13 protein-coding genes are annotated in these 19,790 nt (G+C 60.6%); 2 read left to right on the top strand and 11 right to left on the bottom strand.

Features of this window, described 5'->3' with window-relative positions; translation table 11 throughout:
• Window positions 1-170: 170 nt before the first annotated feature.
• Window positions 171-4,916: a glutamate synthase large subunit gene (gene gltB / locus BLU28_RS09795; RefSeq protein WP_006697197.1), complete on the bottom strand. Its 4,746-nt coding sequence runs from the start codon at window positions 4,914-4,916 to the stop codon at window positions 171-173.
• Between the two features lie 370 nt (window positions 4,917-5,286).
• Between gltB and BLU28_RS09790 the strand changes: the two genes are divergently transcribed.
• Window positions 5,287-6,339 carry a threonine aldolase family protein gene (locus tag BLU28_RS09790; RefSeq protein ID WP_004445845.1) on the top strand — a complete coding sequence of 351 codons (1,053 nt, stop codon included), beginning with the start codon at window positions 5,287-5,289 and terminating at the stop codon, window positions 6,337-6,339.
• 30 nt (window positions 6,340-6,369) lie between these two features.
• On the opposite strand, the gene BLU28_RS09785 is transcribed toward BLU28_RS09790, so the two are convergent.
• From BLU28_RS09785 to BLU28_RS09750, 9 genes are all read right to left on the bottom strand, one after another.
• The gene (locus BLU28_RS09785) at window positions 6,370-7,059 is read right to left on the bottom strand and encodes a response regulator transcription factor (RefSeq protein WP_022563075.1); all 690 of its coding nucleotides are present in this window, start codon (window positions 7,057-7,059) and stop codon (window positions 6,370-6,372) included.
• Between the two features lie 49 nt (window positions 7,060-7,108).
• Window positions 7,109-9,823: a sensor histidine kinase gene (locus BLU28_RS09780; protein ID WP_077985801.1), complete on the bottom strand. Its 2,715-nt coding sequence runs from the start codon at window positions 9,821-9,823 to the stop codon at window positions 7,109-7,111.
• A 54-nt stretch (window positions 9,824-9,877) separates the two neighbouring features.
• Window positions 9,878-10,444: a potassium-transporting ATPase subunit KdpC gene (gene kdpC / locus BLU28_RS09775; protein WP_072493319.1), complete on the bottom strand. Its 567-nt coding sequence runs from the start codon at window positions 10,442-10,444 to the stop codon at window positions 9,878-9,880.
• 12 nt (window positions 10,445-10,456) lie between these two features.
• On the bottom strand, window positions 10,457-12,541 hold the full coding sequence (gene kdpB / locus BLU28_RS09770) for a potassium-transporting ATPase subunit KdpB (RefSeq protein WP_077985802.1): 2,085 nt from the start codon (window positions 12,539-12,541) through the stop codon (window positions 10,457-10,459).
• A gap of 43 nt (window positions 12,542-12,584) precedes the next feature.
• Window positions 12,585-12,749, bottom strand: a complete 165-nt coding sequence (locus tag BLU28_RS26300) for a hypothetical protein (protein WP_004445852.1) — start codon at window positions 12,747-12,749, stop codon at window positions 12,585-12,587.
• Window positions 12,750-12,758: 9 nt separating this feature from the next.
• Window positions 12,759-14,462 carry a potassium-transporting ATPase subunit KdpA gene (gene kdpA, locus BLU28_RS09765; RefSeq protein ID WP_077985803.1) on the bottom strand — a complete coding sequence of 568 codons (1,704 nt, stop codon included), beginning with the start codon at window positions 14,460-14,462 and terminating at the stop codon, window positions 12,759-12,761.
• 33 nt (window positions 14,463-14,495) lie between these two features.
• Window positions 14,496-14,585 (bottom strand): K(+)-transporting ATPase subunit F, encoded by a 90-nt coding sequence (gene kdpF / locus BLU28_RS09760; protein WP_003506089.1) that lies wholly within the window; start codon window positions 14,583-14,585, stop codon window positions 14,496-14,498.
• 319 nt (window positions 14,586-14,904) lie between these two features.
• Entirely contained in the window at window positions 14,905-15,852 is a 948-nt protein-coding gene (locus BLU28_RS09755; RefSeq protein WP_077985804.1) for an asparaginase, read from the bottom strand.
• Window positions 15,849-17,300, bottom strand: a complete 1,452-nt coding sequence (locus BLU28_RS09750) for an amino acid permease (RefSeq protein WP_077985805.1) — start codon at window positions 17,298-17,300, stop codon at window positions 15,849-15,851. The genes BLU28_RS09755 and BLU28_RS09750 overlap by 4 nt, the downstream gene beginning before the upstream one ends.
• A 270-nt stretch (window positions 17,301-17,570) precedes the next feature.
• Here BLU28_RS09750 and BLU28_RS09745 point away from each other — a divergent pair, with 270 nt between their 5' ends.
• A complete protein-coding gene (locus BLU28_RS09745; RefSeq protein ID WP_234794400.1) occupies window positions 17,571-18,998 on the top strand; it encodes an aspartate ammonia-lyase in 1,428 nt (475 codons plus the stop codon).
• Here BLU28_RS09745 and BLU28_RS09740 read toward each other — a convergent pair.
• Window positions 18,967-19,683 carry a FadR/GntR family transcriptional regulator gene (locus BLU28_RS09740; RefSeq protein WP_004445862.1) on the bottom strand — a complete coding sequence of 239 codons (717 nt, stop codon included), beginning with the start codon at window positions 19,681-19,683 and terminating at the stop codon, window positions 18,967-18,969. The genes BLU28_RS09745 and BLU28_RS09740 overlap by 32 nt on opposite strands.
• Window positions 19,684-19,790: the final 107 nt, after the last annotated feature.

The following is a 19,790-nucleotide window of genomic DNA, read 5'->3' as shown; positions in this document are numbered from 1 at the left end:
CTCACATCAAAGCGGAGCGCCTGTCGGGCCCCAGTACCAGGTGGCGAAACCCAAAGCCGCCCCAGCACGATGAACTCAAATCCGGTCTCGCCGCCCGTCCAATTGGTCGCCACGAATGGCGACCGCTGTTATCAGCGAGATCAGGTGGTGTAGTGTCCTCACGCGGCGGATTACTCCGCCGCCACGCCCATGCGCATGCGCTCCATTTCCTCAAGCGCACGACGGTATTCAACCGGCATGACCTTGCGGAACTTCGGACGGAACTCGCTCCAGCGATCGAGTATATCCTTGGCACGCGACGAGTTCGTGTAATGGAAGTGGTTGGAGATCAGCTGGTAAAGGCGCTCCTCGTCGTGGCGAGTCATGTCTTCGGAAACGTCGACACGTCCCTTGTGCATGAGGTCGCCGCCGTGATGGTGCAGCTTTTCCAGCATGTCGTCTTCTTCCGGAACTGGCTCCAGCTCAACCATGGCCATGTTGCAACGCGTGGCGAAATCGCCCTTCTCGTCGAGAACATAAGCCACGCCGCCGGACATGCCGGCCGCGAAGTTGCGGCCGGTCTCGCCAAGAACGACCACGATGCCGCCGGTCATATATTCGCAGCCGTGGTCGCCGACACCTTCGACAACCGCAACCGCGCCGGAGTTACGCACCGCGAAACGCTCGCCAGCCACGCCACGGAAATAGCACTCGCCGGTTATGGCGCCGTACAGCACGGTGTTGCCGACGATGATCGAGTTTTCCGCGACGATACGGGCGTTTTCCGGCGGGCGCACAATGATGCGGCCACCCGAAAGACCCTTGCCGACATAGTCGTTACCGTCACCCACCAGATCGAAGGTGATGCCTCGAGCGAGGAACGCACCGAAGGACTGGCCCGCCGTGCCGCGCAGCGTCACATGGATCGTGTCATCCTTCAGACCCTTATGGCCCCAGCGCTTGGCGAGCGCGCCGGAGAGCATCGCACCGGCGGAGCGGTCAACGTTTCTGATCGGCACTTCGAAGACCACGGGTTCGCGGTTTTCCAGCGACGGCAGCGACTTTTCGATCAGCTTGCGGTCGAGAATGTCATCGATCGGATGCTTCTGGCGTTCGGTCCAGAACGTCGCTTCCTTGGGTGCCTCGACCTTATGGAAGATGCGGCTGAAATCCAGACCCTTCGCCTTCCAATGCGCCAGCATCTCATCCTTCTCGAGCAGTTCGGAAGCGCCGATGATCTCGTCCAGCCTGGTCACGCCAAGCGAGGCAAGGATTTCGCGCACTTCTTCGGCCACGAAGAAGAAGTAGTTGATGACGTGTTCCGGCGTACCCTTGAAGCGCTTGCGCAGAACCGGGTCCTGCGTGGCAACGCCGACAGGGCAGGTGTTGAGATGGCACTTGCGCATCATGATGCATCCCGCCGCGATCAGCGGCGCGGTGGCGAAGCCGAATTCATCCGCACCGAGCAGCGCGCCGATGATGACGTCGCGGCCGGTCTTCAGACCACCATCCACCTGCAGGGCAACGCGCGAGCGGAGACCGTTCAGCACAAGCGTCTGCTGGGTTTCGGCAAGGCCGATTTCCCAGGGCGAACCCGCGTGCTTGAGCGACGTCAGTGGTGACGCGCCCGTGCCGCCATCAAAACCGGCGACGGTGATATGGTCTGCGCGGGCCTTGGCGACACCGGCCGCAACCGTGCCGACGCCGACTTCCGACACCAGCTTCACCGACACATCGGCTTCCGGATTGACGTTTTTCAGGTCGTAGATCAGCTGCGCCAGATCTTCGATGGAATAGATATCATGATGTGGCGGCGGCGAAATGAGGCCGACGCCCGGGGTGGAGTGACGGGTCTTTGCAACCGTCGCATCCACCTTGTGGCCGGGCAGCTGGCCACCCTCGCCGGGCTTTGCGCCCTGCGCCACCTTGATCTGCAGCATGTCGGCATTGACAAGGTATTCCGTCGTCACACCGAAGCGACCGGATGCGATCTGCTTGATGGCGGAGCGTTCCGGGTTTGGCTGGCCGTTCAACAGCGGCATGTAGCGGTCGGATTCTTCCCCGCCCTCACCCGTGTTGGACTTGCCGCCGATGCGGTTCATGGCAATCGCGAGCGTCGTATGCGCCTCGCGGCTGATCGAGCCGAAGGACATGGCCCCGGTCGAGAACCGCTTGACGATATCGGCTGCCGGCTCGACCTCATCGATGGAGACCGGTTTGCGACCGAGTGCTTCCGCCGACTTGACCTTGAACAGGCCGCGAATGGTGTTCATGCGCAGCGCCGTTTCGTTCACCATGCCGGCGAATTCGCGGTAGCGATCCTGGCTGTTGCCACGCACGGCGTGTTGCAGCGAGGCGACGGCGTCCGGCGTCCAGGCATGGCTTTCGCCGCGCATGCGATAGGCGTATTCGCCGCCGATATCGAGCGTGTTGGCAAGGATCGGGTCCTTGCCAAAGGCCGCTGTGTGGCGCGCCACGGTTTCTTCAGCGATTTCAGTCAGGCCGACACCTTCGATGGAGGTGGCGGTGCCGAAGAAATATTTCTCGACGAATTCCGAAGACAGGCCGATGGCGTCGAAAATCTGCGCGCCGCAATAGGACTGGTAGGTGGAGATGCCCATCTTGGACATGACCTTGAGGATGCCCTTACCCACCGCCTTGATGTAGCGATAAACGACTTCATCATCAGACACTTCCTTCGGGAAAGCGCCGTGCTTGTGCATGTCGAGCAGGGTATCGAAAGCGAGGTACGGGTTGATCGCCTCCGCACCATAACCGGCCAGAAGGCAGAAATGGTGGATTTCGCGCGGCTCACCGGTTTCGACGACGAGACCGACCGAGGTACGCAGACCCTTGCGGATCAGGTGGTGGTGCACGGCGGCTGTCGCCAGAAGTGCGGGGATCGCGATGCGATCCGGGCCAAGCTGGCGGTCGGACAGAACGATGATGTTGTAACCGCCGCGGACGGCGGATTCGGCCCGCTCGCAGAGGCGGTCCAGCATTTCGGGCATGCCTTCGGCACCGCGCTCCACATCATAGGTGAAGTCGAGCGTCTTGGTGTCGAAACGGTCTTCCGTGTGACCGATGGAACGAATCTTCTCCAGATCACCATTGGTCAGGATCGGCTGGCGCACTTCCAGACGCTTGGCGCGGGCGGCACCTTCGTGGTCGAGAATATTCGGACGCGGACCGATGAACGACACGAGGCTCATGACGAGCTCTTCGCGGATCGGATCGATCGGCGGGTTCGTGACCTGCGCGAAATTCTGCTTGAAATAGGTGTAGAGCAGCTTCGACTTGTCGGACATGGCCGAAATCGGCGTATCCGTGCCCATGGAGCCGATGGCTTCCTGGCCCGTCGTCGCCATCGGCGACATCAGGAGCTTGGTGTCTTCGCTGGTGTAACCGAAGGCCTGCTGGCGGTCGAGCAGCGACACGTCGCGGCGCAGCGCGCGTGGTTCGACAGGCTTCAGCTCTTCGAGGATGAGCTGCGTGCGATCAAGCCAGCTGCGATAGGGATGCTTGGCGGCAAGCTCGTGCTTCACTTCCTCGTCGGAAATGATCGCGCCCTTTTCCATGTCGATCAGCAGCATCTTGCCAGGCTGCAGACGCCACTTCTTGACGATGCGCTCTTCCGGCACCGGCAGCGTGCCGGCCTCGGAAGCCATGATGATGCGGTCGTCATCAGTGACGAGGTAACGGGCCGGGCGCAGGCCGTTGCGGTCGAGCGTCGCGCCAATTTGCTTGCCGTCGGTGAAGGCAACGGCGGCGGGACCGTCCCACGGCTCCATCAGGGCTGCGTGATATTCGTAGAATGCCTTGCGTTCGGCAGACATGGACTGGTTACCGGCCCAGGCTTCCGGGATCAGCATCATCACCGCGTGGGCCATGGAATAGCCGCCGCGGACGAGGAACTCGAGCGCGTTGTCGAAGCAGGCCGTGTCCGACTGGCCTTCATAGGAAATCGGCCAGAGCTTGGAGATGTCGTCACCGAACAGCGCGGACGAAACCGATGCCTGACGCGCCGCCATCCAGTTGACGTTACCGCGCAGCGTGTTGATTTCGCCGTTATGGGCGACCATGCGATAGGGGTGCGCCAGCTTCCACGACGGGAAGGTGTTGGTGGAAAAACGCTGATGCACGAGCGCGACAGCCGATTCGAAACGCGGGTCCGAAAGGTCCTTGTAATATGCGCCCACCTGATAGGCGAGGAACATGCCCTTATAGACGATGGTCGAGGAAGAAAGGGAAACGGGATAGAAATCCTGTGTTTCCTTGCCGCCGCCTTCGTCATAGATGCGGTTGGAGAGAACCTTGCGGATGAGGAACAGCTTGCGCTCGAAATCGGCATTGCTCGCGGCATCGCGGCCGGCGCCGATGAAGACCTGCACATGGTGCGGCTCGGTCGCTGCGATATCCGGCGCCTTGGAAAGCGAGGAGTTGTCGACAGGGACATCACGGAAGCCAAGGAACTGCTGGCCCTCTTCGCCGATAACGTCGACGATGACCTTCTTGTAGTGCTCGATGCGGGAGGGATCGCGCGGCATGAAGATATGACCGACGGCGTATTCGCCAGCCTTCGGCAATGTCACGCCCTGCGCGGCCATTTCCTCGCGGAAGAAGCGGTCGGGAATCTGCACGAGAATGCCCGCACCATCGCCCATCAGCGGATCTGCGCCGACGGCGCCACGATGGGTCAGGTTTTCAAGGATGAACAGGCCGTCCTTGACGATCTGGTGCGACTTGACGCCTTTCATATGGGCGACAAAGCCGACGCCGCAGGCATCATGTTCATTGGCGGGATCGTAAAGACCCTGCCTTTCCGGCAAGCCGCCCGCGAAACGCGCTTTCGCAGAAACGGGTGCAGCCGCAGCCGCGGTGGGACAGTCAGTGGTCAGGGTTGCGGCGGCGATATCCGCCTGCGGCTTGTTTGTCATTTTTGTCCCTCCTGCAAATTACTTGCACGGTTTCATGCGAAGGTCCGGCGCGACGCAAATTTCGCTCTTTGGCAAAATCCGCATTCTCGCCGGCTGGATCAAATTTAGGACAGTAAGACTGTCTCAATTCCCGAGGATTTTGGCAGAAACCGGCGGAATTGGCAAGGGCGCGAATCCAATTAGTGAGACCGTCGTTTTATAGCGAAGTTTCGATACTGACCTATTGTGCGAAACTTTCTGTCGCAAATCCCGCCTCCCCATTGCTTTCATTGCCGGATTTGCCAATCGCGGAGTTAGGTCCTAGAACTTTGCTAGTCGTCGTTCCATGCATTTCCCAATCAGAACACCAGCTATCGGAAAGCCTTCAGAGATGTTTTTTGCTTCAGACAATTGGGCTGGCGCCCACCCGGCCGTCAATGAACGGCTTTCGCGGGAATCCACCCGGTTTGCCTCCGCTTATGGCACCAGCGAACTCGATCTCTCCATCGAAAAGCGCTTCAACGAGATATTCGAGCGCGAGGTTGCGGTGTTTTTCGTCGCCACCGGCACGGCGGCCAATTCGCTTTCGCTTGCCAGCATCGCGCGCGCCGGCGGCCTGACCTTCTGCCATTCGGAAGCCCATGTGATCGAGGACGAATGCGGCGCGCCGGATTTCTTTTCCGGCATGCGCATGGTCGCAGTCGAAGGGCCGAACGGCAAGATGCTGCCCGAAAACCTGATCGAGCGCATTGCCCGCTATCCGCAGGATGCCGTTCACCACGGCCGTGCCGCCGCCATCACCATGACGCAGGCGACCGAAGCCGGCACCGTCTACACACTCGACGAAATTGAAGCCATCTCCAAAATCGCCAAGGAAAACGGCCTGCCGCTGCATATGGACGGCGCGCGTTTTGCCAATGCGCTGGCCGCCCTTGACACCACGCCGGCTGAAATGACCTGGAAACGCGGCGTTGACGTGCTGTCTTTCGGCGGCACGAAAAATGGCTGCTGGTGCGCGGAAGCGATCGTTTTCTTCGATCCTTCGCTCGCTCGGGATTTCTCGTTCCTGCGCAAACGCACAGCGCAACTGTTTTCGAAGTCACGTTTCATCGCAGCGCAGTTTGAAGCCTATCTGCAGGATGATCTTTGGCTCGGTCTCGCCAGCCATGCCAATGCCATGGCTAACCGGCTGCGCGCGGGCTTCGGCTCGCTGAACAGCGCGCGCCTCGCCTGGCCGACCCAGGCCAACGAAGTTTTCGCCATTTTGCCAAAGGCAGCCGCGCAAGCGGCGACGGAAAAAGGCGCGAGGTTCTATGACTGGCTGGAGCCGCGCGACATGCCGGAAAAAGTCGGCAAGGACGAAGTACTGATCCGCATGGTCACCAGCTTTGCGACAACCGAGGCCGATGTAGATGAATTCCTGTCCATCTGCGCTGCCGTCTGAGATATCGGAGGGCGTCGCATTGCGGCGCCCTCAAACCTCCTGCAACCGGTAACCCACCCCGGTTTCTGTCAGGATGTAACGGGGCTGATCGGGGATTTTTTCGATCTTCTGGCGCAATTGGCGCACATAGACCCGCAAATATTGCACGTCGGTCATTTCATCCCATACGTGCTCCAGCAGGAAGCGGTGCGTCAGCACCTTGCCTGCGTGCTGAACCAGCACCCGCAGAATATCGTATTCCTTCGGGGAGAGCTTCACCTCGCGGTCCTCCACCCTGACGATACGCCGGACAAGATCGACCGAAAGATCGCCGGTCTGAAAGACAGGCCTTTCACCCTGGCTCTGGAGCCGGTGGCGCAGCGCGACACGGATGCGAGCGACGAGTTCGTTCATGCCGAAGGGCTTTGTAATGTAGTCGTCGGCTCCCAGTTCGAGTGCCTTGACGATACCTGCTTCATCGGTTCGGCTGGACAGGATGATGACCGGCAACGCCACCCCCTCGCTGCGCCATTTCGCCAGAAGATCGTGTCCCGACATATCCGGCAGGCCGAGATCGAGAATGACGAGATCGGGCTTGTCCTGCTCGACCAGCTCCATCGCCACCTTCGCATTCATCGCCTCGCTTACCGTATAATCCTGCGTCGACAACCCCACCCGCAAAAGCTTGCGGATCGGCGGTTCATCGTCAACGATCAGAATGTTAACGGCGGAATTGGTCATTCCAGGGTCTCCTTTGGCGGCGTAGTGGGAGCGGGGTCGCCATTTCGGCTCAGGCGGCGCCCTGTTCATGATCTAGCACAGGCGCGTTGGCGGGAACGGGCAAAGTTACCGTGAATTGCGCACCTCCCCGACCCTGCCTGTTCTCCGCACGAATCGAGCCACCCATGGCCTCGATGAAACCCTTGCAGATGGATAGCCCCAGTCCGGTTCCCGCCTGCACCTGATCGGTCTTGCGCACCCGGTAGAAGCTGTCGAACACCCGCTCCGCATCTTCGGGAGGAAAGCCCGGCCCCTCATCGGCCACGGACAGGAAGACATGCCTTCCCTGCTGCCAGCCCCGGAGTTCGATGACCGTGTGTCCGGGAGCATATTTGGCCGCGTTGTCTATGAGGTTGAACAGGACCTGTTCGAATAGCACGGGATCGACCCTAAGCATCGGCAGATCAGGCGGAATATCCAGGACAACCTCATGCCGCACAATGATTTTCGCGGCACGCGAAAGCGCTGTCCCGACCATGTCGCCGAGGAAATGCAGCCCGTAATTCGGCTCCATTGCACCCGATCCGATCCGCGTCATATCGAGAAGATTGGAGATGAAGCGGTTCAGCCGTTCGGATTCCTCAACGATTGTCGAAAGCAGATCGGCGCGCGCATCGGGCGGAATGTCCTCGGCAAAGTCCTTCAGCGTTCCGGCCGAACCTAGAATAGCCGCGAGCGGGGTTTTGAGGTCGTGGGAAATGGAGGTGAGGAGTGCTGTGCGCAGTCGGTCGGTTTCCGCGGCCAGCCTTGCCTTGTCGACATCCGAGGCAAGCTGGATACGTTCGATCGCGAGTGCAGCCTGGTCGGCCAGCGCATCAAACAGGCGCTGTTGTTCAGGTGTCAAAAGCGGCCCGCTTCGGTCATCATCCAACCCGACGACGCCGACGGCACCGCTGCCGGTGCGGAGCGGCAGATAAAGCCGCCGAGCGCCCGGCAACGTGTCTGCGCCGCGACCAGCCGCCTTGTCGTGTTCCCATGCCCATTGCGCGGCCGCGATATCGGCATCCACCAGCGTGTCATCGGGCGGATAACCGGCCTTGACGGCGATGGCGTTGTTCTCCGGCAGAAGCAGCACCACCCTCACCTTCAACATCGAAGCCATCTGGTAAGCGGTAGCCCACAACACATCATCCAGCGTGGCCGTTCCGGCAAGCTTTTTGGAAAACAGGTAGAGATCTTCCGTCGTGCGCGCCCTTACCCGCGCCGAGGCAGCCTGCCGTTGCACCGCAACCGTGAGGTTGGAGGCAACAAGCGCCACTCCGAGATAAAAAAGCAACGCCAGAACGCTGTCCGGTGCGCTGACCGTCAGCGTGTATCGTGGTTCCAGAAAGAAAAAATTGAATGCGACGGCGCCAAGCAGCGAGGCATATAACGCAGGTCCAAGTCCTCCGCGAACAGCGGCCGCCAGCACGGCCATGAGAAAAACGAGCGCCAGATTCTGAACGTCGAGCGTCCGGTCAAGCACGATGCCGACAACGATGGCGAGCGCTACGAACAGCGTGCTGTTGAGATAGGAGCCTATCGACCAACGCGAGCGGGACGGTGCGGCCTTCACCGATTGCGCCGGCTTCTCTTCATTCTTGTCGCCGGAAATGACGTGCACACTGATATCGCCGGCATGGTCGATCAGATCATGCGTCAGCGAGCGCTGAAAAATTCGCTGCCACCAGGATTTTCGCGGGCGACCGATGATGATGTGGGTGAAATTGTTTGTATTGGCGTAGGAGATGATCTCCCGCGTCAGGTCAAGCGCCGGCAGGGTTACCGTCTCGCCGCCAAGCTGCTGGGCAAGCCGCATGGTGCCGGCCAGCCGGTCCTTCTCCGCCTCCGACAATTGCTGCGACCGCGGCGTGTCGAGATGCAGTGCGGTCCACGGTGCGCGCAGCCGGTCCGCCTGCCTTCGGGCATAACGCACAAGACCGGGGCCGTTGCCGCCATGATCAAGACAGACCAGAACCCTGTCTCCGGCCGCCCAGGGGCCAGAGATGGCATGGGATTGCATGTGATTGAGCAATTGCTCATCCACCCGCTGCGCGGTGCGCCGGAGCGCCAGCTCGCGCAATGCCGTCAGGTTACCGCGCGAAAAATAATTCTCGATGGCGCGCCGTGCCGTACGGGGCAGGTAAACCTTGCCATCCTGCAGCCGCTTGATGAGGTCGTCAGGCGTAATATCGATGATTTCGACATCATCGGCCCGGTCGATGATGCTGTCGGGCACGGTTTCACGGACACGGATGCGGGTGATCTGCGCCACCACATCATTCAGGCTTTCGACATGCTGGATGTTCAGCGTTGTGTAGACGTCGATGCCCTGCGCGAGGATTTCCTGAACATCCATATAACGCTTGGGGTGGCGGCTGCCTGCAGCATTGGTGTGAGCAAGTTCATCGACCAGAACCAGGGCGGGGCGACGCGCGAGGATCGCGTCGATATCCATCTCCTCCAGCATCTGGCCGCGATAATCGATACGTTTGCGAGGGACGACCTCCAGCCCCTCGACCAATGCCTCGGTCTCCCTGCGGCCATGCGTTTCCACGACGCCGATAATGGTGTCGACGCCATCCGCAAGCTTCGCCCGGCCTGACATCAACATTTCATAGGTCTTGCCGACACCGGGTGCGGCGCCCAAAAAAATCTTCAACCGGCCCCGCGCCTCGCGCCTGGCGTTTTCCAGAAGCGCATCGGGCGACGGCCGGCCGGGCATGTTGCTGATATCGTCAGGCATTTAACCACCAGTGGTCGAGGCTATGGCTTGCGAACAAGCCATAGCCATTTCAATTCATGAGCCGGCCGCGTCAAGAGCCATGTTGAGCGCAAGAACGTTTACAACGGGCTCGCCCATGAAGCCGAGTTCCGGAGCTTCGACGTGACGCTCAACGATGGCACGCAATGCCGCTTCATCCATGCCCCTCGCTTTGGCGACACGCGGAACCTGGAAATAGGCGGCTTCCGGCGAAACATGCGGATCGAGGCCGCTGCCCGAGGCCGTCACCAGATCGGCCGGCACCGACGAGGCCGGATTTTCAGCTTTCGCGGCCTCGTAATCCTGTTTCACCCGGTCGATAAGCTTGGCGCTCGTCGGCCCGAGATTGGAGCCGGAGGACGAGGCCGCATTATAGCCATCGCCGGCGGCGGAAGGACGACCATGAAAATAAGTCTCGCCAGTGAAGGCCTGCCCGATCAATTGCGATCCGACCACCGTGCCATTTTTTTCGATCAGGCTGCCATTGGCCTGCGCGGGAAAAAGCGCCTGCGCCAGGCCCGTCATGCCGAGCGGATAGGCAAGGCCGGTGATGGCCGTGGTGGCGAGGATCAGCACCAGTGCGGGACGAAGCTGTCTAAACATTGTCTTTACTCCTCAGGCGAGACCGAGCGCCGTGATGGCGACGTCGATGGCCTTGATGCCGATAAATGGAACGATGATGCCGCCGAAGCCATAGATGACCAGATTGCGCGATAGCAGCGCACCTGCACCGATCGGGCGATATTTGACGCCCTTCAGCGAGAGCGGGATCAGCGCGATGATGATAAGCGCGTTGAATATGATGGCCGAGAGGATGGCGCTCTGCGGCGTCGAAAGTCCCATGACATTCAGGACGCCAAGCTGCGGATAGAGCGCCAGGAACATTGCCGGAATGATGGCAAAATATTTGGCGATGTCGTTGGCAATCGAGAAGGTGGTCAGTGCACCGCGCGTCATCAGCAACTGCTTGCCGATTTCGACGATCTCGATGAGCTTGGTCGGATCGCTGTCGAGATCGACCATGTTGCCCGCCTCGCGGGCGGCCACGGTACCGGTGTTCATGGCAACGCCGACATCGGCCTGCGCCAGCGCGGGAGCATCATTGGTGCCGTCACCGCACATGGCGACGAGCTTGCCCTTCGCCTGCTCCTCGCGGATAAGCTCCAGCTTGTTTTCCGGTGTCGCCTGGGCGAGGAAATCATCGACACCCGCTTCCGCAGCAATTGCGGCGGCGGTCATCGGATTGTCGCCGGTGATCATGACAGTGCGGATGCCCATGCGGCGAAGCTCCGCAAAACGCTCGCGAATGCCGCCCTTGACGATATCCTTCAGCTGCACGACGCCGAGAAGCTTGCCATCCCGAACAACGGCGAGCGGCGTGCCCCCGGTCTTGGCAATTTCTTCGGCAATTGTCCTTATGCCGCGCATGGCATCCGTTTCGGTTTTGACGGCAAGCGCCACATTGCCCTGTTGCGAAGCGCCGCCGTCAACATAGGAAAGAACGGCGTCGACCGCCCCCTTGCGAATGGAGGAGCCTTCGAAATCGACACCGCTCATGCGGGTCTGGGCGGTGAAGGGGACGAAATTGGCATGCAGCTTCTGCATGTCACGGGCACGGATGCCATATTTCTCCTTCGCCAGAACCACAATGGAGCGACCTTCAGGTGTTTCGTCAGCAAGGGACGCAAGCTGGGCCGCATCGGCCAGTTCCTGCTCGGAAACGCCGGCGACGGGGCGGAACTCGGTCGCCTGCCGGTTCCCGAGCGTGATCGTGCCGGTCTTGTCGAGCAACAGCGTGTCCACGTCGCCAGCAGCCTCGACGGCGCGGCCGGACATGGCGAGCACGTTGAAACGCACCAGCCTGTCCATGCCAGCGATGCCGATGGCCGACAGAAGCGCGCCGATGGTGGTGGGGATGAGCGTGACGAACAGCGCCACCAGCACGATGATCGGGATCGAACCGCCGGCATAGGCCGCGAAACTCGGTATGGTCGCGGTGGCCAGAACGAAAATCAGTGTCATGCCTGCGAGCAGAATGTTGAGCGCGATCTCGTTCGGCGTTTTCTGGCGTTCAGCACCTTCGACCAGGGAAATCATCCGGTCGAGGAAGGTGGAGCCGGCAGCAGCGGTGATGCGTACCCTTATCCAGTCCGACAGCACCTGCGTGCCGCCGGTCACGGCAGAGCGGTCGCCACCGGATTCGCGGATGACCGGGGCGGATTCGCCTGTTATCGCCGCCTCGTTTACCGAAGCAACACCTTCGATGACCTCACCATCGGAAGGGATGATATCGCCTGCCTCTACAAGAACGACATCGTTCACCTTCAGGCTGGTGCCCGCCACCATACTGTATTGGCTACGGTCATCGCCGGTGAGCAGTTTCGCCGGGGTTTCTGTGCGGGTCCGGCGCAGCGAATCCGCCTGCGCCTTGCCGCGCCCTTCGGCGACGGCTTCGGCGAAATTGGCGAACAGCACGGTGAACCAAAGCCAGAGATTGATCTGGAAGGAGAAGCCCAGATTGGCACCGCCCGTGATGAGATCGCGGATGAACAGCACCGTGGTCAGCACTGACACCGTCGCAACAACGAACATGACCGGATTGCGCGCAAGCGTGCGCGGGTTGAGCTTTTTGAATGCGGCGGCGATGGCCGGCACGAGAATGCGAGAATCGAGGATGCTCACTTGTTTGGACTGGCTCATGAAGAGGCTCCAGCGTTTGAACAGGGCGACCGATGAGGGTCGATCAGCCCGTGATAACTTCGAGAGCGACAACGGCGGCGAACAGAGCCGCCATCATCGCGAGAATGAGATTGGAGGCGCACCAGCCGCCGGGCGTGGCGCTGCCTCTGACGGGAGCGCCGTTGCGGGCGGGAACGATGCGGCGACGTGCGGATTTGCCTTCGTTCATAACATCACCTCAAAAAAGCTGACCTGCCGCCATGACGAGATGTTCGGCAACCGGGCCGAGCGCCAGCGCAGGCAGGAAGGTAAGGCCGCCGACGATCAGGATCGTGCCGACCAGCAGGCCAACGAAAAGCGGGCCATCCGTCGGGAAGGTGCCTGCAGAGGCCGGAACGGTCTTCTTGGTGACCAGCGAACCCGCAATGGCGAGTGCGGGAATGATGACCAGAAAGCGGCCCATCAACATGCCGAGACCAAGCGTGATGTTGTACCAGGTCGTGTTCCCGGTCAGGCCGCCGAAGGCCGAACCGTTATTGGCGGCCGCCGAGGTGTAGGCATAGAGGATTTCGGAAAAGCCGTGCGGGCCCGCCGTCCCAATCGATGCCACAGCCGAGGGCAGGATGGTGGCCGTGGCGGTGAAGACCAGCATGGCGAGCGGCAGGCAAAGAATGGCCAGAACCGCCATCTTCATTTCCTTGGCCTCGATCTTCTTGCCGAGATATTCCGGCGTGCGCCCGACCATCAGCCCTGCCACGAAGATGGCGATGACGATGAAGAGCAGAATGCCGTAAAAGCCCGCACCGACCCCGCCGACGATCACCTCGCCCAGCTGCATGTTGATGAGCGGGATGAGACCACCCAAGGCCGTGAAGCTGCCGTGCATGGCATTGACCGCGCCGCAGGACGCAGCCGTGGTGATGACCGCGAAGAGCGACGAGAGCGCCAATCCGAAACGGACTTCCTTGCCTTCCAAATTACCGCCTGCAAGCCCGAAACTGTGCATCAGCGGGTTTCCGGCTGCTTCCGCCCAGTAGGTGACGGCAACGCCGGCGATGAACAGCACGCCCATGGCCGCAAGGATAGCCCAGCCCTGGCGCTGGTTGCCGACCATGCGACCGAAGACATTGGTGAAAGCTGCGCCGATGGCGAAGATCGATACCATCTGGATCATGTTGGAAATGGCATCGGGGTTTTCGAAGGGATGCGCCGAATTGGCGTTGAAGAAGCCGCCGCCATTGGTGCCCAGCATCTTGATCGCGAGCTGCGATGCGACGGGGCCGACGGCAATCGTCTGCTGCGCGCCTTCCAGCGTCTGCGCGTTCACATAGGCGCCGAGCGTCTGCGGCACGCCGAGCCAGACGTAGACGAGCGTCAGCACGATGCAGAGGGGTAATAGCACGTAGAGCGTGGAGCGGACCATATCCACCCAGAAGTTGCCGATCGCCTTGCCGGAAGCGCGCGAGAATGCGCGGATCAGGCCGATGGCGATTGCCATGCCGGTTGCGGCGGAAACGAAGTTCTGCACGGTAAGACCGGCCATCTGGGTCAGATAGGAAAGCGTGCTTTCGCCGCCATAATTCTGCCAGTTGGTGTTGGTGACGAAGCTGACGGCCGTATTGAAGGACAATTCTGGTCCGACGGCCGCCATTCCCTGCGGATTATAGGGTAGCACGGCCTGAAAGCGCATCAGGGCATAGAGCAGGGCGAAACCCAGAAGATTGAAGAGAAGCATGGAGACCGCATAGGTCGTCCAGTGCTGCTCCTCACGCTCACTTGTCCCGGCAAGGGCGTAAAGTCCGCGCTCGACCGGCACAAGAACCGGCGACAGCAGCGTGCGCTCGCCATTGAAGACACGCGCCATATAGAAGCCAAGCGGCTTCACCAGCGCAAAAATGATCCCGCAGAAAAGCAGGATCTGGAACCATCCATTGAGGGTCATGGTATCAAACTTTCAACAGCCGCCGCTTCCCGATCAGAAACGTTCGGGGCGAATGAGAGCATAGGTGAGATAGGCAGCGATAAAGACTGTGACGGCGCCGCTCAGGATATAATCAAACGTCATCGCAGCCTCCGTCTAAAGCCGGTCACAGGCGCGCGTGTAGGCAAAGCAGAGGGCGAAGAACACCGTGGCTGCGCCGATCAGAACAATATCCATCATTGATGGGACTCCTTTTTAATCGAGGAGCCGGACAGGAAGAAAAGCGCCGTCATGTGGGACGTCGCTTTTCATTCTTTCTGGCTGGGAAGAAACACCATCCCTTCCCGCACAGAAGAATGCACCCGAACCGCATAAAGGTTCGAGACGGCCACAGGGGCAATAAAATAGGAATCCTATAGGAATTTCGATGCCCGCTGACCGGACATCGCTTCCGCCAATCAAGTCAGCTGTTGTCACCGAAAGCGGAAACGATGGTTTCAGCCGGACTTTTTTCCGCCAGCAGCGCGGCCAGCAAAATGCGCGCCTGGCCCGGACGAAGTGTGGCTGAATGCACGGCGCCCGCTGCGACGAGATCATGTCCACCGCCGCCGCCGCCGTAACTCGCCACGAGCCGCCCTTCCGGCACGCGGCTGGAGACGACGACCGGAACGCCGCGTTCGGCGCAGCGCTTCACGGCTTCGGCGATACGCGGATTGGCATTCCCGGAACCAAGTCCGGCAAGAACAATGCCTTTCGCGCCCGCCTGAAGGCTTGCATCGATATGGGTGGCATCACAGCCAGGATGAATGGCAACGATATCGACGCGCTGATCAGCCACCTGGGCGGCAAGCAACAGTGTTCGGGCGGTAGCCAGTGGCCGGGTCGAGCGGAATGCGTCTGCCTCGTCCGCGCTCAGCTTGTAGAGCCCCCAGGCCGAGAGACAGCGACCGCCGAAGGAGAGAAGCACACCCTTCGCAGCATTCGCCTGATCGAGCGCTGTTTCTATGGCTCGAGCCAGATTTGCCGGTCCGTCTGCGTCCTTATGGTCTGCCGTAAACTGTGCGCCGGTGAAGACCACCGGCTTCGTGATGGCGTGCTGCAAATGGACGAGTAGCGAGGATTCCTCCATTGCATCGGTTCCGTGCAGAACCACGATACCCGCCACTTCGGGATCGTCGAGTTCGATACGAACGGCATCGCTGATGGTCTGCATGTCGGCAAGCGTCAGGCTGGACGAATCTTTCGCCATGAGGTCCACCGGCTTCAGCCGGGCGCCGATTTCCGGTACCAGCGCAAGCAGATCTTCACCGGAAAGGCTGGGCGTGCTGGCACCATCGGCACCGCGCCGACTGGCGATGGTGCCACCGGTGGCGATGACCGCCACCAGAGGTATCGCGCCCTGCCCGCTCAATGCGATGCTCCCGCGCGTTCAGCCGCAAGGCGATAGATGCGGTCACGCAGCAGATACCAGCCGATGACGAGCGCCGGGATGATAATCAGCAGCGAAGCGATGGTCCAGGAGCCGACGGGATAGTCGAAGGCCATCAGCACCAGCACGCCGAACAGAAAAACGAGCGTGAGGATGCCGGTATAGGGCGCGCCGAACATGCTGAAATCCGGACGCACCAGTTCACCGCGCTGCGAAAGCTGCCAGAGTTTGAGCTGGCAGAGCACGATGACGGCCCAGGCGCAGATGATGCCAAGCGCTGACAGGTTGAGCGCGATTTCGAACGCGGCTGCGGGGACAACGGCGTTGAGTGCGACGCCGAACACGGTAACGACGGCAGTAACCGCGATGCCACCATAAGGCACGCCATTCTTGTTCATCTTCGCCAGCGCTGCCGGGGCCGAGCCGGAGACAGCCATGGAGTGAAGGATGCGGCCGGTGGAATAGAGCCCGGCATTGAGCGAGGACAGGACGGCGGTCAGAACAACAAGGTTCATAATGACATCGGCACCCTGCACGCCGATGGAGCCGAAGAAGGTAACGAAAGGGCTCTCACCGGCCTTGTAGGCCGTGTAGGGCAGGAGCAGCGTGAACAACAGCACCGAGCCGACGTAAAACACGACGAGACGCAGGACGACGGCGCGGATGGCGCGCGGCATAACCTTGCGCGGGTCCTCGGTTTCGCCTGCTGCCGTACCGATCAACTCGATCGAGGCATAGGCGAATACCACGCCCTGGATGATGACGAAGGCTGGAAGAATGCCATTCGGGAAGAAGCCGCCATTGTCAGTAATGAGGCTGAAGCCGGTAACGTGGCCTTCGATGGGCGTACCGAAAATGACGAAATAAACGCCGACGACGAGGAAGATCGCGAGCGCCAGCACCTTGATCAGGCTGAACCAGAACTCCAGTTCCCCGAACACCTTCACCGACAGCATGTTCATCGCCAGTACGACCACCAGCGCCGTCATCGCGAATACCCACTGATCGATGCCCGCAAGCCACGGTACGTATTGCTTGAAGAAATTCATATAAAGCGCAACGGCGGTGACATCGGCCACCGAGGTCATGGCCCAGTTGAGCCAATACATCCAGCCGGCCGCAAAGGCCATCTTCTCACCGTAGAACTCACGGGCATAGGACACGAAGGAACCGGAGCTGGGGCGATGCATGATCAACTCGCCGAGCGCACGCAGCACGAGAAACGCGAAGAAGCCGCAGAGTGCATAAACGAAAACCAGAGCCGGACCGGCCTGTGCGAGACGCCCGCCGGCACCCAGAAAGAGACCCGTGCCGATGGCGCCGCCGATGGCAATCATCTGAATCTGGCGCGGCTTAAGGGCTTTATGGTAACCGAGATCCTCTTCGGCGAAGACCTCACGTTCGGCGGGTGCCGTTTTTCCAGAATGCATGGATTTATCCTCCCGATAAAACGCTTGTAGTCGGCAATTAGCCGGAAATCAAAGTGGAACTGGCGTCGTCCCCAAGGCTGGAAATATCGCCAGCGAATGCGCTCATGCTGTAAAGCTGCATGACAGATTTTTGCCGTCATAAGTCGAGACAATGGCTTTCGTCAAGAGCTGTTCGCCAATATTGACCTTCCTCCCCCGCAGGCATATGGTCATTAAATCTGTAAGACAGCTTTACAGATTTTGCAACGCTTGAAGCCAGTGGAGGAAGAAGTGAGCGTGACGCGCAGTGAGCATGATTTGCTCGGGTCGAAGGAAATTCCGGCGAATGTTTATTGGGGCGTGCACACCGCGCGCGCGGTGGAAAACTTCAAGATCACCGGGGTGACTATTGGCCATAATCCCTACCTGTTAAGGGGTTTGGCCTATGTGAAAGAGGCGGCCGCACGTGCAAATCACGAACTTGGCCTGCTCGACAGGGATCGGATGGAGGCGATTGCGGAAGCCTGCCGCGAAATCCGCGCCGGCGCTCTTCATGAGCAATTCGTTGTGGATGAAATCCAGGGCGGAGCCGGCACATCCACCAACATGAACGCCAATGAGGTCATCGCCAACCGCGCGCTGGAACTGCTTGGGCACGAAAAGGGCGATTATGCCCGGCTTCACCCGAACGATCACGTCAATCTCAGCCAGTCGACCAACGATGCTTATCCGACCGCGGTGAACGTTGGCCTGATCGAGGCGATTGACGACCTAGCAGCCTCGATGGGCGTTCTGAAGGACGCCTTCGACCGCAAGGCGCAGGAATTCGCCGGCTTCATCAAGATCGGGCGCACTCAGTTGCAGGATGCGGTACCGATGACGCTCGGCCAGGAGTTCCGCACGTTCGTGGTGATGCTGGGTGAAGACCAGGCGCGTCTGATCGAATCCGCCGCTCTGCTGCATGAGATCAATCTGGGCGCCACCGCCATCGGCACCGGGCTCAACGCACCGCGCGGTTATGCCGAGCTTGCCTGCCGACATCTGGCGGAACTGACCGGCCGGCCGCTGGTGACGGCCGCGGACCTTATCGAAGCCACACAGGACCCCGGCGCCTTCGTGCACCTCTCCGGCGTGCTAAAACGCGTCGCCGTAAAGCTGTCGAAGACTTGCAACGACCTTCGCCTGCTGTCGTCAGGCCCGCGCGCCGGGATTGGCGAAATCACCCTTCCCTCCGTTCAGGCGGGCTCCAGCATCATGCCGGGCAAGATCAATCCGGTCATTCCCGAAGTGGTCAACCAGGTGGCCTATGCGGTGATCGGCAACGACATCACCATCACCATGGCCGCCGAAGCCGGGCAGCTGCAGTTGAACGCCTTCGAGCCGATCATCGTGCGTGCGCTGTCCCAGAGCATCAGTCAGCTAAGCGCCGCCTGCCGCACACTGGCAGAGCGATGCGTGGACGGCATCGTCGCCAATCCGGCCATCATGGCGCAGCGCGTGGAAGAATCAATCGGCCTCGCCACGGCGCTTAACCCGCTGATCGGTTATTATGCGGCGACGGAAGTCGCCAAGGAAGCGCTTGCCAGCGGGCGTACCGTGCCGCAGGTGGTTCTTGAACGTGGTTACATGACAGAGGCCGAACTGCAGCAAGCGCTCAGTCCACGGCACCTTGCCAATCTGCCAGCGGTCACGGCTGGCGAAGCCGATCTTCGCCAATGATCGTCGTCACTACCTGCTTCACCTGCCCGAGGTGAAGCTCCATCGCCTCACGCGCCTCAGGCGCTGAACCGCGCCGGATCGCCTCGACGATCCGGCGATGCTCGAAATTGGAAGCGACGCGGCGACCGGCCATAAGGTTAACCATCTCTGATTGCTGGGCGACGGCCTCGCGGGCGTCCGCCACCACCTTGGCAAAGAGGCGGTTGGCGGAGGCCTCCGCGATGGCGCAATGAAACTGGCCATCCAGCAATACCCAGGGATGCGGCCTTTCCTCGGTTTCCATGCGGCTACAGAGATCGAGCAAAACCTGCAGTTGGGCGTCCGTGCGACGCAAGGCGGCCCACCCTGCAGCCGGCACTTCGATGAAGGGGCGGGCCTCGATCAGGTCGCGTGCGGAATAGGCACCGTAATTCAGTTCCGATGGCGGCGTCGGGGTCATCACATACGTGCCGCTGCCTGTGCGCGTCTGTGTCAGGCCGAGCGTCTGGAGAGACCGCAGGGCCTCGCGAATAATCGGCCGGCTGACGCCGTAACGCGTTGCGAGATGTGCTTCCGAAGGGAGCCGGGTACCGACCGCAAGCTGGCCTGTCGTGATGGCGGAACGGATATCATCGAACACCGCTTCCGCGGCATTCTTGCGATTGATCGGCTGTCCATCCGCAAGCCAATCCGACAAACCGCCCATCTTTAAATCCTCCGCACTCTCAATATGTCCGCGATATCGACGCAACCGCCCAAACACAAAAGGACGGCTGCCGCTCTCGCGGCTAAGCCGACCTTCCTAACATCATC

Origin of the sequence: Agrobacterium pusense (assembly GCF_900102105.1) — a bacterium.
In the GTDB taxonomy this organism is placed as follows: Bacteria; Pseudomonadota; Alphaproteobacteria; order Rhizobiales; family Rhizobiaceae; genus Agrobacterium; species Agrobacterium pusense.
The sequence above is the reverse complement of the archived record's forward strand: the minus strand, read 5'-3'. Positions and strand labels throughout refer to the sequence as shown.